Here is a 14,810-nt window from a genome sequence, read left to right as displayed (position 1 = left end):
GCCGCCTCAGCGGCCGCAGCCGTCGAGATCGCCGGGCTCGGCCGTACCGGCGGACGCGAGCAGCCCGGCCGCGGCGAGCGGGACGGCGGCGGCCGTCGGCGAGGCGGCGGCGAGCGAGCCCTCCTCCTCGAGCGTGCGCACCGCACCGGCCAGCGGCGCGGTGGTGAGCCGCGCGACCGTGGCCGGCAGGCCCGCGGCCTCCTGCACCACGGAAGCCGCGATGTCCCCTGCGATCTCGGACATCGGCCGCCCGGCGAGCGTTCGCACCAGGTCCGCGAGGCCGTGATCGACGACGGCGACCGACATCGTGCGGGCGCGGGCGCGGGCGAGATCGCGCGATCCGAGCTCGGAGAGGTCGAGATCCTCGTCGACCTCGAGGTCGACCTCCGCCGTCGCGTCGGCGAGGCCGGGCGCGGCGAGGCAGACGAGACGCAGGCGCAGGCGCCCGGGGCGCAGCACCGCATCGGCGGAGACGTCGAGGCTCAGATGCGGTGCGCCTTCGAGCCCCCCGGCATCGACACCCTGCGCGGAGGCGGACGCGGCGATCGTGCGCGCGGGCTCCTCGATCGGCGTGCCGGCGAGGAGCGCCGCGGACGCCCGCGCCCCGCCGAGGTCGATCCGCGCGCGCGAGGCGGACGAGCCGAGGTTGACGTAGACGCCGCCCTCCTCGGCGACGAAGACCGCCGGCTCCGCCCCCGGACGCCGGGCGCGGAAGAGCAGGTCCTCGAAGGAGAGAGAGAACAGCCGGGCCGCGTCGTCGGGAGCCTCGGCGAGGCCGAGCGCGGACTGGGCCACCCGGGTGAGGCTGCGCGGCGAGCCTTCGAGCGCGAGGCTGCCGAGCGTGAACTCCGCCGCGCCGGCGAAGCGTGCGCTGCCCGACAGGCCGCGCGCGGTGAAGCCGGCGATGTCGAGCGCCGGGACGCCGGGGGCGTCCTCGCTCGCTTCCCCCGGGCGTGCCACGAGGCCGTCGAGCACGAGGTGCTCGGCCGCGAAGCGCGAGGCGAAGCTGCCGCGAGCGGGATCGTCGACGCTCCGGCGGACCTCGATCGCGACGTCCTCGATCACCACGTCGGCGGGGGCGGCGGCATCCGGGAGGACTCCGGTCGCGGCGGCGCCCAGCGTCCGCAGCGCCTGCGCGGAGAGGACCACGAGATCGGCGCCGAGCGTGCCGCCGTCGTTCTCCAGCGTGAAGCCCTCGAGCACAAGGTGATCGCCCACGAGCGCCGCGTTCGCCGCGGCGAGCCGCGTGCCGCGCCAGCCGACGGCGAGAGACAGGCCGCTCGCGGTCAGGTCCGGGACGATCCGCCGGGCGTCGGCGCCGCCGGCGCCGGCGAGCGGGTGGTCGGCCGGCAGGCGCACGGAAACGGGCGCGCCGTCCCAGGCGACGCTCGACCAGGTGGCGCGCTCGAGCACGGGATGGGCCTGCGAGAGGAACCTGCCGAGCGCCACCTCCGGCGCCTCCGCCCGCTCGGGCGGAAGCGCCTGCGCCACGGGCTGTGCGGCGACGCCGTGCGGCGCGAGTCCCGCGCCGAGCGTGAGCGCGATCAGGGCCACGCCCGCGAGGCGCGCGGCGCGGGTCGACGACGAACCGTTCATTGGGCCCAACCCGGCCTCCATGCTTCCGCCGGCGCGGCGCCGGCATAGGGGTCGCCACGCTGGCCTTCGAAGCGGCCGGCCCACCAGCCGCCTCCGCCGCGGGGCTCGGGCTGCGGCTCCGGCTCGGGCTCGGGCGCGAGCCAGTAGGGCATCTCCTCGCGGGCGAAGAGCGGCGCCTCGATGGTCGCCGTGGTGATTCCGGCGGCGCGCGCCTCGCGCAGGAAGGACGCGGCGATCGGCGCGGCGAACGAGCCGCCGGTCGCCAGCCGGCCGTTGATGGGGGGCAGCGGGCGATCGTCGTCGCGCCCGATCCAGACGGCGAAGGCGAGATCGCCGGTGCGCCCCACGAACCAGCTGTCGCGGTGCTCCTGCGAGGTGCCCGTCTTGCCGACGACGCCTTCGGGCCCGTTGGCGAAGGCGCCCGCCGCGGTGCCGCGCAGGACGACGCCGCGCATCATCCGCTCGAGGTCCTCGAGGTACGCGCGGCTGGCGATGTCGCTCGAGCGCGGGTCGAGCGCGGCCATTCCGAGCGCCATGCGGTAGGGCGATGTCTCCACCGCGCCGATCGAGGCGGAGGGATAGAGCAGGCCACGCTCGTCGGGCGGGTAGAGGCTCGCCGAGACGGCGACGCGGCGGACCTCCTCCATGCCGACATGCATGGCGAGGCGGGCGGCGACCTGGTTGTAGCTGCGCTCCAGCGCCGTGAAGACCGGCGTGTAGCTGCCGCCGCCGCCATCGTAGTTGCCCGGCGACCAGACCTCGTTGCCGACCGTCACGGTGATCGGGCCGTTGAGCACCCAGTCCTGCGGCAGCACGCCGCCTTCGAGGGCCGCGAGCCAGACGAAGGGCTTGAAGGCGGAGCCGGGCTGGCGCTGGGCGCGGGTGCGGTCGAAGCCGCTCGCCCAGCTGCGCGTGCCGCCCACGGAGGCGATCACCTCGTTGGTGGCGAGATCGATGGCGACGAGCGCGCCCTGCACCCGGGGGCGACCCTGGACCTCGCCGTTCGGCAGAAGGACGAAGACGTCGCCGAGCTCCGCACCGCGGGGGAGCTCCGGCGCGGAGGGGGCGGGAGCGGGGACGTCCGCCGCCGTGGCGCCGGTCGTGTCGACGGGATCGCGCGGCTCGACGATCGGGCCGTTGCGGCCCGTGATCACGCGCAGGAAGCCGTCCGGCAGGCGGGCGACGACGCGGTCCGCGGCAAGCCAGAGCGCGTCCGGGTTCTCCGCGGCGCGATCGAGCACGCGCTCCGGCACGCGGCCCAGCGGCGCGTCGGGCAGGCGGCGGTTCACCGGCTCGAGCACCTCGTCGAGCGCGCGCTGCGCCATCGCCTGGGCATCGGCGTCGATCGTGGTCGGGAACGGCCGATCGGCCGCCTGGTCGAGATAGGTCCCCGTGCCGAGGAAGCGGCGGGCCTCCGAAAGCACCCAATAGTCCGGATCGTCGGGCGCGGCGCCGGCGCGGGGGGGCGGCGGCGGCGGCGCGACGGCGATGCCGGAGGCCTGCGCCGCATCGCGCGTGGTCTCGTCGATGAAGCCGACCTCGGCCATGCGGGAGAGGACGTGGTCGCGCCGGACCTTCGCCCGCTCGGCGCTGCGCAGGGGGTCGAGGCCCGACGGCGCGCGCAGGACGCCGGCGAGGAAGGCGTGCTCGGGCAGTGTCAGGGCGTCCCAGTCGCGGCCGAACCAGTTGCGCGCGGCGTTGGCGGCGCCGTCCGAGCGGCGGCCGAAATAGACCGCGTTGGCGTAGCTCTCGATGATCTCTTCCTTGGAGGCGACGCTCTCCGTCATCACCGCCACGATGGCCTCGGCGACCTTGCGCTCGAGCGTCGCCGAATCGCCGACGAGCGCGTTCTTGGCGAGCTGCTGCGTCAGCGTCGATCCGCCGCCGGCGTCCGAGCGGCCGCCGAGCGCGCCGATCACGGCGCGGCCGAGCCCCGCGGGGTCGAGCCCCATGTGCCGCTCGAAGCTCGCGTCCTCCACGGCGACAAGGGCCTCCACGAACTGCCCCGGCAGGTCCTCGTAGCGCACGGTGGCGCGGTCCACGCCGAGCCGGCCGGCGGCCTCGCCGTCCCGGTAGACGATGGCGATCGAGCGGGAGGCACCCGCCGCCTCGGTCCCGTGCAGCGCCAGCACGGGCTTGGCGTCCACGACGCCCACCGGCCCGGCGACGATGGGAGCGCCGAGGGCGACGAGCGCGGCGAGGGCGGTGAACGCGTCGGACATGATTCGGCGTGTCTCCAGGAAGGGTCTAGTCGGCGCTTCGCCCGAACGCGCACTCGCGAGCCGCTGCGATTCTCATTTGCACCCTAACATCGGTTACGTCCAGGTTGACGCTCGGCGAATGCCAGGCACCGCATCGCTTTCGCGCCGCGGTGTGGAAAACTTGTGACGGCGCACCGCGCATCCGCGATGCGGCGATAACGCCGCAGGTGGCGTTCGGGTGCGACGCGGCGCGGCGGAACGGACGTTTCCCGTGAAACACTCCGCGGCAACGCCCCTGCGTCGCGCGCGGCTGCCCGGCGTCGTTGCCCGACGGGGGCGATCGGGCTATCGACCCCGACGAAGGAGCGCATCGCCATGGTTCACCCGCCGCGCAAGGCCCTCGTCACCGGCACCGCCGGCTTCATCGGCTTCCACGTCGCGCAGCGCCTGCTCGCGGACGGATGGCTCGTCACCGGCGTGGATGGGATGACGACCTATTACGACGTCTCGCTGAAGGAGGCGCGCCACGCCCGCCTGCGCCGCTCCAATGCCTTCCATGCGCACGAGATCATGCTCGAGGACGACGCGGCGCTCCAGGAGGTCTTCGACGCGGCGACGCCGGACGTCGTCGTCCACCTCGCCGCCCAGGCAGGCGTGCGCTACTCGCTCGAGAACCCGCGCGCCTATGTCGACGCCAACCTGGTGGGCACCTTCAACGTGATGGAGGGCGTGCGGCGGCATGCGCCGACCCACTTCCTCCTCGCCTCGACCAGCTCCGCCTATGGCGCGAACACCGAGATGCCCTTCGGCGAGACCGACCGGGCCGATCATCCGCTGACGCTCTACGCCGCCACGAAGAAGGCGACGGAGACGATGGCGCATTCCTACGCGCACCTGTGGAAGCTGCCGACCACCGCCTTCCGCTTCTTCACCGTCTACGGTCCCTGGGGCCGGCCCGACATGGCGCTGTTCAAGTTCGTGCGCGCGACGCTCGCCGGCACGCCGATCGAGGTCTACGGCGAGGGCCGCATGCAGCGCGACTTCACCTACATCGACGACCTCGTCGAGGCGATCGTGCGCCTGATCGACACGCCGCCGGTGGAAGGCGCGCCGATCGCGCCCTTCGATTCGCTCTCGCCCGCGGCGCCGTGGCGGGTGGTGAACATCGGCGGCGGCCAGCCGGTGGGGCTCATGCCCTTCATCGAGACGATCGAGGCGGCGCTCGGCGTGCCCGTGCGGAAGACGATGCTGCCGATGCAGAAGGGCGACGTCGCCGCCACCTTCGCCCGCGCGGAGCTGCTCGAGGCGCTCACCGGGTACCGGCCGTCGACGCCGGTCGAGGAGGGCGTGCGGCGGTTCGTCGACTGGTACCGGGAGCACTACGGCCCGTCTGCGACCTGATGGCGCAGCGGCGCGACTTGGGCTAAGCGTTGCGGCGGCTCGCGACGAGCCGTTCCCCGGGAGCGCGCGGCCGTGGACGACGAAATCTTCTTTCTCCTCATCGGGCTCGCCGTCCTCTCGCTGCCTATCCTGGCGATCGCCGCCTTCGTGATCGCCTACAATGCCCGCCAGCGGCTGCGCGGGCTCGAGAACCGTCTCGCCACCGCCGAGAGCGCGCTCGTCGCACTGCGCACGATGCCCTCTCCGCCTCCCGCCCCCTCCCGCGAGGCGCCGCCGACGGCGGACGTGCTGCGGGAGGAGCCGCCGTCCGCGCCGGAGGAGGAGCAGCCGCCGGAGGCCGGCTTCGAGCCGGCGCCGCTGCCGGAGATGCCGCCGCCCCCGCCGCCCCAGGCGTCGCCTGTGCCGCCTCGGCCCGGGCTGGAGGAGCGGTTCGGCACCCGCTGGGCGGTCTGGATCGGCGGGCTCGCGCTCGCGCTCGGCGGCGTCTTCCTGGTGCGCGCCTCGATCGAGGCGGGCCTGCTCGGTCCCGGCGCCCGGATCGCGCTCGGCGCGCTGTTCGCGGCGGCGCTGATCGCCGGCGGCGAGGTCCTGCGTCGGCGCACGGCGCCGATTCCGGCCTACGGCAGCGCCTACGCCCCGGGGGCGCTCACGGCGGCCGGGGCCACCACGGCCTTCGCCGTCGTCTACGCCGCGTTCGCGCTCTACGGCTTCATCGGTCCCGCGGCCGCCTTCCTTCTCCTCGCCGCGGTCGCCTTGGCGACGATGCTCGCGGCCGCCCTGCACGGGCCCGCGCTCGCGGCGATCGGCCTCGTCGGCGCCTTCGCCGCCCCGCTCCTCGTCGAGAGCGACACGCCGAGCCTCTGGCCGCTGCCCCCCTACCTCGCCTTCGTGGCGATCGCCGCCTACGGCGTCGCACGGCTGCGGCGTTGGCGCTGGCTCGCGCTCGCGACCGCGATCGGTGCCGCGCTGTGGGCCCTGGTGCTGACGCTGCTCGCCTTCGGCGACCATGCGCCCGGCCTCGTGCACATCGCGCTCCAGACCGCGCTCGCCGCCGGCGCCTTCGTCGTGCTGCCCTACGGCCGCGACCGCGCGCCGCGGCCGATGCTCGACCTCGTCGCCACCGGCGTACTCGCGGGCTGCGCGACGCTGGCGCTGCTGGCGGTCGAGAGCGGCGACGTCGGCCCCGCCGCGCGCGTCGCCTTCGCCGGCACGGTGGCTGCCGTTCTGACGGCGACCGCTCTGCGCTTCGCCCCCGCCGCCGCGGGCGCGCTCCTCGCCGCGATCGTCGTGGCCGGCGCGCTCGCGACCTGGCCGCTCGCCTGGGAGATGGCGGACGAGCCGCAGCGCCTCGTTCCCGGCGGTGTCGCACGCACGCCCTGGCCGCAGGCGCTCGAGGCCTTCCTCGCCTTCGCCGCGCTCGCCTCGGCAGCGATCGCCGCGGCGTCCGGCCTGCGGCTCCTGCGCGGCCCGGCACTGCCGCGGCTCCCGGCCGCCGCCCTCGTCGCCGCCGCGTCCGGCGCGCCGCTCCTCGTGCTCGTCACCGTCTACTGGGTGCTCACCGACGCGTTCCGCAGCTTCGACGCCGCGCCCGTCCTGCCGTTCGCGGCGGTCGCGGCCGGCCTCGCCATCGCCTACGCCGCGCTCGCCGCATGGCTCCAGCCGCGTCTCGCGGCGCGGGACGGCGAGACGCCGGGGCGCCTCCTCCTCGCCGGCAGCGCCGCAGCGGCGCTCTCGGCGCTCTCCGCCGGCCTCGTCTTCACCCTCGACCGCGGCTCGCTCACGGTGGCGCTGGCGCTCTCGGCGCTGGGAAGCGCGTATGTCGCGGACCGCACCGGGATCGCGACGCTGCGGTGGGCGGTCGGCGTCCTCGGCGTCGTCGTGCTCGCGCGGCTGGTGGCCGATCCCGTGCTCGCCGACGATCCCGGGCGCACGATCCTGCTCAACTGGCTCCTCGTCGGCTACGGCGTGCCGGCGGCGTCCTTCGCGCTCGCGGCGCGGCTCCTCGACCGCACCCGCCGCGACGGCGTCTCGCGCTTCGCCGAGAGCCTCGCCTTCGTGCTCGGGGCTTTCCTGGTCTTCTTCCAGATCCGCCACGCCCTGCACGGCGGTGATCCGCTGGCGCAGGCGACGGACCACGTCGAGATCGGCCTCCTCGCCACCGCCTCGCTGGCGTTCTCGATCCTGGCGACGCGCCTCGACATCGCCCGCCGCGACCCCGTCACCGGCATCGCGAGCCTCGCCTTCGCGGCCCTCTCGCTCGCGCTCGTGGCGCTGGGCCTCGGGCTGGGCGCGAACCCGCTCGTCACGGACGAGCCGATCGCCGGCGTTCCGGTCCTCAACGACCTCCTGCTCGCCTACGCCCTGCCGGCGGCCCTCGCGGCCGCGCTGGCGGTCGCCGCGCGCGGGGTGCGCCCGCCCTGGTTCGTGGCCGCGGCCGGCTGGCTCTCGCTCGCGCTCGCCGTCGCCTGGATCGGCCTCTCGATCCGCCACGCGGCGCTCGGGGCCCGAATCGGGCTCGACCGGCCGACGACGGAAGCCGAGATGTGGGCCTACTCCGCGGCGCTGATCGCGCTGGCCCTCGCCGCGCTCGCCGTGGGGTTCGTGCGCGATTCGCGGCGTGCGCGCCTCGTGGCGATGGCGTTCCTCGCGGCGGCCGTGGTGAAGGTCTTCCTCCTCGACCTCGCCAATCTCGAGGGCGTGCTGCGTGCGGTCTCCTTCATCGGGCTCGGCCTCGCGCTCGTGGGCATCGGCCTCGTCTGGCAGCGGCTGCTGGCGCGGCGCCCCGCATCCGGCGCGGGGGCGCAGTAAGGCGCGGGGTGGATCGGCGCGCGCCGATCGGTATGCTGCCGGCCCACACGCCTATCCGCATCCGTCACGGGAGATCGCATGACCATCGCCGTCGAGACCGTGGAGACGACACCCTTCCCGGACCAGAAGCCCGGCACGTCCGGCCTGCGCAAGAAGACGGCGGTGTTCCGCCAGCCGCACTACGTCGAGACCTTCGTCCAGGCGATCCTCGACGGCGTGCCGGACAAGCCCGCCGCGACGCTCGTGGTGGGCGGCGACGGGCGCTACCTCGTGCGCGAGGTCGTGCAGGTGATCGTGCGCATGGCGGCGGCGAACGGGATCGGCCGCCTCGTCGTCGGCGCCGAGGGCCTGCTCTCGACCCCCGCCGCCTCGGCCCTGATCCGCAAGCGCGGCGCCGCCGGCGGAATCGTGCTCTCGGCGAGCCACAATCCCGGCGGCCCGGACGGCGACTTCGGCATCAAGTTCAACGTCTCCCACGGCGGCCCGGCGCCCGAGAGCGTCACGCGCGCCATCCACGAGCGGGCGAGCGCCATGACGGCCTACCGCATCGCCCGCGCGCCGGACCTCGACCTCGGCTCGCTCGGCGAGACGCGGCTCGGCGACACGATCGTCGAGATCGTGGACCCGGTCGCCGACTACGCCGAGCTGATGGCGCAGTTCGTCGACCTCGACGCCATCGCCGGCCTGTTCGCCCGGGGCTTCCGCATGCGCTTCGACGCGATGAGCGCGGTCACCGGCCCCTACGCCACCGCCATCCTCGAGGAGCGGCTCGGCGCGCCGGCGGGGACCGTGGTCAACGGCACGCCGCTGCCCGACTTCGGCGGGCACCAACCCGACCCGAACCCCGTCCACAACGCCGAGCTCGTGGCGCTGATGACCGGGCCCGACCGGCTCGACTTCGCAGCCGCGTCCGACGGCGACGGCGACCGCAACATGATCGTCGCGCCGGGCATGTTCGTGACGCCGAGCGATTCGCTCGCGATCCTCGCCGCGCACGCGCATCGTGCGCCCGGCTATGCCGACGGTGTGGTCGGCGTCGCCCGCTCCATGCCCACGAGCCGCGCCGTCGACCGCGTCGCCGCCGCGCTCGGCGTGACGTGCTACGAGACGCCCACGGGCTGGAAGTTCTTCGCCAACCTCCTCGACGCGGGGATGATCTCGCTGTGCGGCGAGGAGAGCGCGGGGACGGGCTCGTTCCACGTGCGCGAGAAGGACGGCCTGTGGGCGGTCCTCCTGTGGCTCGATATTCTCGCGAAGACCGGCGAGAGCGCGGACGCTCTGGTGCGGGCGCACTGGGCGCGGTTCGGGCGCGACTACTACCAGCGCCACGACTACGAGGAGGTCGACGCCGAGGCCGCGGCCGCGCTGATGGACGACCTGCGCGCCCGCCTGCCGACGCTTCCCGGGACCGAGGCCGCGGGCCTGCGCGTCGAGGCCGCGGACGACTTCGCCTACACCGATCCCGTGGACGGCTCCGTCACCGCCGCGCAGGGCGCGCGCATCTACTTCGCCAACGGCGGCCGCGCGGTCTACCGCCTCTCCGGCACCGGCACGGCCGGCGCGACGCTGCGGGTCTATCTCGAGCGCTTCGAGCCGGCCGACGGCGACCACGAACGCGACGTCGGTGCGGCGCTGGCGGACGTGGTCGCGGCGGCGCGCGAGATCGCCGGGATCGAGGCCCGCATGGGCCGGGCCGAGCCGAGCGTGATCACCTGACGCGCGGAGGCGGAGGATCAGCCGGGCTCGTCCTCCGCCGCGGGCCGCGCGTCCCCGAGCGGGTGGAGATCGCGCACCATCGCTGCGGTACGGGCATCGAGCACGTGCGTGTAGATCTGCGTCGTGGCGATGTCGGCGTGGCCGAGCAGCTCCTGGATGACGCGCAGATCCGCGCCGTTCTGCAGGAGGTGGCTCGCGAAGGCGTGGCGCAGCACGTGCGGGCTCACCAGCCGGGCGGGGATGCCGGCGGCGCCCGCGAGCGCCTTCAGCTCCCGGGCGAAGGCCTGGCGGGTGAGGTGGCCGCTCTCGCTGTCCGCCGGGAACAGCCGGGCCGTGCCTGCGGTCGGTCTCTCCCCGGACGCGGTGGTCCCTGCGGCGCCGTCGCGCTCGAGCGCCTCGAGATAGTCCTGCGCCGCCGCCCGGGCGGGCTCGGTCACCGGCACGAGCCGCTCCTTGCCGCCCTTGCCGCGGATCACGAGCGCCCGCTCGCGGGTGCGCGCCGCCGAGCGCGGCAGGGCGACCAGCTCGGAGACGCGCAGCCCCGTGGCGTAGAGGTATTCCAGCAGGCAGCGCAGCCGCAGGGCCCGCAGCCGCGCCTTCGCGCCGATGCCCGGCACCTCCGCCGCCTCAGTCGCGGCAGCGAGGAGCCGGTCGACGTCGTCCACGGAGAGCGTCTTCGGCAGTCCGCGCGCCTGCTTCGGCCCCTGCAGCGTCGCCGTCGGGTCGTGGGCGGCGAGGCCCTCCGCCAGCAGGAAGGCGTGGAAGCGCCGCACCGCCGAGAGCCGCCGCGCGCTCGACGAGGCCTTGAGCCCGCGCTCGGCGATGGAGGCGAGGAAGCCGCGTACGGTCTCCGCGCGCGCCTCGATCGCGGCGGTGCCGACCTCGGCGAGGTAGTCGAGGTAGTCCGCGAGGTCGCGGCCGTAGGCGTCCAGCGTGTTGCGGGCGGCGCCCCGCTCGGCCGCCAGCATGTCGAGGAAGAGCCCGACGAGCCGAGCGTCGCCGCGCGCGGCCGCGCCCGCCGACGGGCGTCCCCGCCCCGGTCCGCTCATCGCGGGGCGAGCCGCGAGGGCGGCACGGTCGTCGAGATCTCGCGCACGTCCGGCTCGACGAGAAGGGCGAGCGCCCACATGCCGGCATAGGCCAAGCCGGCCAGCAGGCCGAGCAACACGACGAGGCGGAACAGGGTCGGCACGGTCTCGGGGCTCCCGGGCTGTCGGACGGCGCGGGCGACACGAAACGGCCCGCGTCGCGCCATCTCCGGGCCACGGGGCCGGTCTAGGCGCGGTCGGCGAACCCTAAGCGCCCGTTCGCGCCTTGCCTAGCCCTGCGAACGATCGGGGAGGCGCTCGACACCGGCGCCGATTCGGACGGTGCCGTGGGGTGGAACCATCGCTGCGGTGACGCGTTGTCTCTCGCCGCATTATGGCCTCGTGCCGGTCGGTGGCGCGTGGGCAACGTCTCCGGACGAAGAAGCAAGAGCGACGGCATGGACGACATGAACGCCGCACGGCGTGAGGACGCCGGCGGTGGCAAGAGGTTTCGGGAGCGGCTGACGCGCCTGTCGGGGCGCAACCTGCTCGCCCCCGCCGTCGTATTCGCCGTCGGGCTCGCCAGCACCCTCGTCGCCGGCGTGGCCTACGACCGCGTCGCCGCCGCGCGCGACGCGCAGCGGTTCGAGTCCCTCGTCGCCCAGCGCGTCATCTCGATCGACGAGCGCATGAGCCTGTATGTCGGGCTGCTGCGTGGCGTCGCGGCCCATCTCGCCATCGAGCAGGCCATCGACCGCGGGCGTTTCGCGGCCCTGATCAGGCGCATGCGGATCGACGAGGAATACCCGGGCGTCCAGGGCGTCGGCTACGCGGCGCTGATCGAGGACGCCGCCGACGAGGCGGCTCTGGAGGCGACGATGCGCGCCCAGGGCGTCGAGGACTTCGCCGTCTGGCCCCGAGAAGACGACATCGAGGACGACATCGAGGACGGTGCCGCGGGCGGAGCGGCGGGCGAGCCCGCACCGGAAGCGCTGCGCAGCGCGATCGCGCTCCTCCAGCCGGACGACGCGCGCAACCTCCAGGCCATCGGCTTCGACATGGCGTCGGAGGAGACGCGCCGTAGCGCGATGCTGCGCGCCCGCGACCGCGGCAGCTCGACGGCCTCGGGGCGCGTGACCCTCGTCCAGGAGACGGACGAGGACGTGCAGCCGGGCTTCCTCATCTACCTGCCGGTCTATGCCGGCGGGCGCATCCCGGAGACCGTCGAGCAGCGCCGGCGCCTGCTGGAGGGCTGGGTCTACGCGCCCTTCCGCGCCCGCGACCTGTTCGACCGCGCCCTGTTCCAGGGGCTCGGCGGCGAGCTCGAGTTCGCGGTCTACGACGGCGTCGCCCCGATGCCGGAGCACCTGCTCTACCGCTCCCGCGGCATGGACGAGCCCGGCCGTCTCGGCTTCGAGAGCGTCGAGCGCATCACCATCGCCGACAAGCAGTGGACCGTGGTTCTCAAGACCGCGCCGCTGTTCGAGCGGGCGTCGCCGCGGGTGTTCACCCCGTTCATCTTCCTGGCCGGCTTCGTGGCTACCGGCATGCTCACCGCGGCGAGCGTGCGGCAGGCCCGGGCCGTCGACGCGGCGGAGCAGGCGCGGACGCAGGTCGAGGAGCTCAACCACACGCTGGAGCACCGCGTCGAGCGGCGCACCGCGCAGCTCGAGCGCGCCCGCGCCCGCCTCGCCGAGCTCAACGTCGACCTCGAGCGGGCCGTGCAGGCGCGTACGGCCGAGCTGACCGCCGCCAACGAGGAGATCCAGCGCTTCGCCTACATCGTCAGCCACGACCTCCGCGCGCCGCTCGTCAACGTAATGGGCTTCACCGCCGAGCTGGAGACGGTGCGCACCGATGTCGAGGCGTTCCTCGCCGAGGTCGCGGCGAAGGCGCCCGAGATCGCGAGCGAGGACGCCCGGCGCGCCATCGAGACCGACCTGCCCGAGGCGCTCGGCTTCATCCGCGCCTCGACGCAGAAGATGGATCGCCTGATCAACGCCATCCTCAAGCTCTCCCGCGAGGGCCGGCGCGTGCTGTCGGCGGAGCCGGTCGCGCTCGCCGAGATCGTCGAGAGCCTGCGCGAGAGCCTCGCCCACCAGCTCGTCGAGCGCGACGCGACGATCGAGATCGGGCCGCTGCCGACGATCACCTCGGACCGGCTCGCGCTCGAGCAGATCATCGGCAACGTGGTCGAGAACGCCGTGAAGTACCTCGACCCGACGCGACCCGGGCAGATCCGGGTCACTGCCCAGGACACCGGGCCGCTCGTGCGGCTCGCGATCGCCGACAACGGCCGCGGCATCTCGCAGACCGACTTCGAACGCATCTTCGACCTGTTCCGCCGCGCGGGCCGCCAGGACGTGCCCGGCGAGGGAATCGGCCTCGCCCACACCCGCGCGCTGGTGCGCCGGCTCGGCGGCTCGATCGAGGTCGAGTCGACGGCAGGCGAGGGCTCGACATTCACGATCACCTTGCCGAAAGTGCTCGACGACGCCGCCAGGGCGTCCAAGGACGATAACAAGGACGAGAAGGAGAGCGCTGCATGAGCCCGCAGCCCGTTACCATCATCATGGTCGAGGACGACCAGGGCCACGCCCGCCTCATCGAGAAGAACGTCCGCCGCGCCGGCGTGAACAACGAGATCCGCCACTTCGTCGACGGCACCTCCGCGCTCGCCCACGTCATGCTGGAGGAGGTGCGCGCCAACGGCCCGCTCCTCGTCCTGCTCGACCTGAACCTGCCGGACATGAGCGGCATCGACATCCTGGCCAAGCTCAAGGCCGACGAACGCCTGCGGCGCGCGCCGGTGATCGTGCTGACGACGACCGACGACCAGCGCGAGATCCAGCGCTGCTACGACCTCGGCTGCAACGTGTACATCACGAAGCCGGTGGAGTACGAGACGTTCGCCCAGGCCATCCGGCAGCTGGGCCTGTTCCTTTCCGTGATGCAGGTGCCAGAGGCCTGACGATCGTGCCCTACCAGCTCGAAGGCGTGCGCCTCCTCTACATCGACGACGACCCCGCCTTCGGCCGCCTGGTCGAGCGCACGCTGGCCCGCAAGGGCATCGCGGTCAGCTTCGCGCTCGGCGGCGACGACGGCGTCGCCGCACTCGCGACGGGCGGCTTCGATGTCGTCGCCCTCGACCACTTCATGCCGGGCAAGGAAGGGCTCGAGGTTCTCGCCGAGATCCGCGCCCTGCCCGACCCGCCCCCGGTCGTCTACGTCACCGGCGCCGACGAGGGCCGCATCGCCGTCGCGGCGCTGAAGGCCGGCGCGGCCGACTACATCGTCAAGGACGTGGGCGGCGCGTTCTTCGACCTGCTCGTCGCCGGCATCGGCCAGTCCCTGTCGCAGGAGCGCGTGCGCCGCGCCAAGGAGGCGGCGGAGCGCGAGGTGCGCGAGCAGCGCGACCGGGCGGAGATGCTGCTGCGCGAGGTGAACCACAGGGTGGCGAATTCGCTCCAGCTCGTCTCCTCGCTGGTCTCGATGCAGAAGTCGCTGGTGACGGATCCCGGTGCACGCTCGGTGCTCGTGGAGACGCAGTCGCGAATCACCGCCATCGCGCAGATCCACCGGCGGCTCTACACCTCGCCGGACATCCGCGCGGTGTCGATGGACGCCTACCTGCGCGGGCTGATCGAGGAGCTCGCCGCCGCCCTCCAGGCGCAGGGCGAGCGCCACGAGCTGAAGGTCCAGGCGGAGGGCGTCCCGATGCCCACCGACAAGGCGGTCTCGCTGGGCGTGATCGTCGCGGAGCTGGTCACCAACGCCGTGAAATACGCCTATCCGGCGGGAGCCGGCGGCGAGGTCCGGGTGCTCCTCGTGCGCGACGGCAGCGGCATGGCCCGGCTCGTTGTCGAGGACGACGGCGCCGGCTGGCGCGGCGAGGAGCCGGCGACGGGGAGCGGGCTCGGGACGCGGATCATCAAGTCGATGGCGTCGGCGCTCCAGTCGAGGCTCGAGTTCGATCCGAGCCACCGCGGGACGAAGGTGATGCTGCGCTTCGCGGTCGAGGAGGAGACGCAGGAGGATCCGGCCCGCCGGGTGGGGTGAG

General features: G+C 74.2%; 10 protein-coding genes. 6 read left to right on the top strand and 4 right to left on the bottom strand.

Going from position 1 to position 14,810, the window contains the following annotated elements; genetic code table 11:
• Window positions 1-6: 6 nt before the first annotated feature.
• Together G407_RS0107755 and G407_RS0107750 are read right to left on the bottom strand one after the other, a co-directional pair.
• A complete protein-coding gene (locus G407_RS0107755; protein WP_029030360.1) occupies window positions 7-1,596 on the bottom strand; it encodes a hypothetical protein in 1,590 nt (529 codons plus the stop codon).
• Window positions 1,593-3,818 carry a transglycosylase domain-containing protein gene (locus G407_RS0107750; protein WP_029030359.1) on the bottom strand — a complete coding sequence of 742 codons (2,226 nt, stop codon included), beginning with the start codon at window positions 3,816-3,818 and terminating at the stop codon, window positions 1,593-1,595. Before G407_RS0107750 ends, G407_RS0107755 begins: the two co-directional genes overlap by 4 nt.
• A 354-nt stretch (window positions 3,819-4,172) precedes the next feature.
• Between G407_RS0107750 and G407_RS0107745 the strand changes: the two genes are divergently transcribed.
• The 3 genes from G407_RS0107745 to G407_RS0107735 all read left to right on the top strand — a co-directional run bounded on the left by G407_RS0107745 (window position 4,173) and on the right by G407_RS0107735 (window position 9,722).
• On the top strand, window positions 4,173-5,198 hold the full coding sequence (locus tag G407_RS0107745) for an NAD-dependent epimerase/dehydratase family protein (RefSeq protein ID WP_043539174.1): 1,026 nt from the start codon (window positions 4,173-4,175) through the stop codon (window positions 5,196-5,198).
• A 72-nt stretch (window positions 5,199-5,270) separates the two neighbouring features.
• A complete protein-coding gene (locus G407_RS0107740) occupies window positions 5,271-8,006 on the top strand; it encodes a DUF2339 domain-containing protein (protein ID WP_029030357.1) in 2,736 nt (911 codons plus the stop codon).
• Between the two features lie 78 nt (window positions 8,007-8,084).
• Complete coding sequence (locus G407_RS0107735; protein ID WP_043539173.1) at window positions 8,085-9,722, top strand: alpha-D-glucose phosphate-specific phosphoglucomutase; 1,638 nt, start codon at window positions 8,085-8,087, stop codon at window positions 9,720-9,722.
• Between the two features lie 17 nt (window positions 9,723-9,739).
• Here G407_RS0107735 and G407_RS0107730 read toward each other — a convergent pair whose 3' ends face one another.
• Window positions 9,740-10,771, bottom strand: coding sequence for a tyrosine recombinase (locus G407_RS0107730; RefSeq protein WP_029030355.1), 1,032 nt, complete (start codon window positions 10,769-10,771; stop codon window positions 9,740-9,742).
• Window positions 10,768-10,914 (bottom strand): hypothetical protein, encoded by a 147-nt coding sequence (locus tag G407_RS0107725; RefSeq protein ID WP_029030354.1) that lies wholly within the window; start codon window positions 10,912-10,914, stop codon window positions 10,768-10,770. The genes G407_RS0107730 and G407_RS0107725 overlap by 4 nt, the downstream gene beginning before the upstream one ends.
• Window positions 10,915-11,208: 294 nt before the next feature.
• Here G407_RS0107725 and G407_RS32035 point away from each other — a divergent pair, with 294 nt between their 5' ends.
• Genes G407_RS32035 through G407_RS26360 form a run of 3 tightly spaced genes read left to right on the top strand, consistent with a single transcriptional unit; the run spans window position 11,209 to window position 14,809 of the window.
• The gene (locus G407_RS32035; RefSeq protein WP_052341077.1) at window positions 11,209-13,299 is read left to right on the top strand and encodes a sensor histidine kinase; all 2,091 of its coding nucleotides are present in this window, start codon (window positions 11,209-11,211) and stop codon (window positions 13,297-13,299) included.
• A complete protein-coding gene (locus tag G407_RS0107715; protein WP_029030353.1) occupies window positions 13,296-13,721 on the top strand; it encodes a response regulator in 426 nt (141 codons plus the stop codon). Before G407_RS32035 ends, G407_RS0107715 begins: the two co-directional genes overlap by 4 nt.
• Before the next feature lie 5 nt (window positions 13,722-13,726).
• Window positions 13,727-14,809: a sensor histidine kinase gene (locus G407_RS26360; RefSeq protein ID WP_245259041.1), complete on the top strand. Its 1,083-nt coding sequence runs from the start codon at window positions 13,727-13,729 to the stop codon at window positions 14,807-14,809.
• Window position 14,810: the final 1 nt, after the last annotated feature.

Origin of the sequence: Salinarimonas rosea DSM 21201 (assembly GCF_000429045.1) — a bacterium.
Lineage (GTDB): Bacteria > Pseudomonadota > Alphaproteobacteria > Rhizobiales > Beijerinckiaceae > Salinarimonas > Salinarimonas rosea.
Note: the sequence above shows the minus strand (reverse complement) of the source record. Positions and strands in the feature narration are given on the sequence as shown.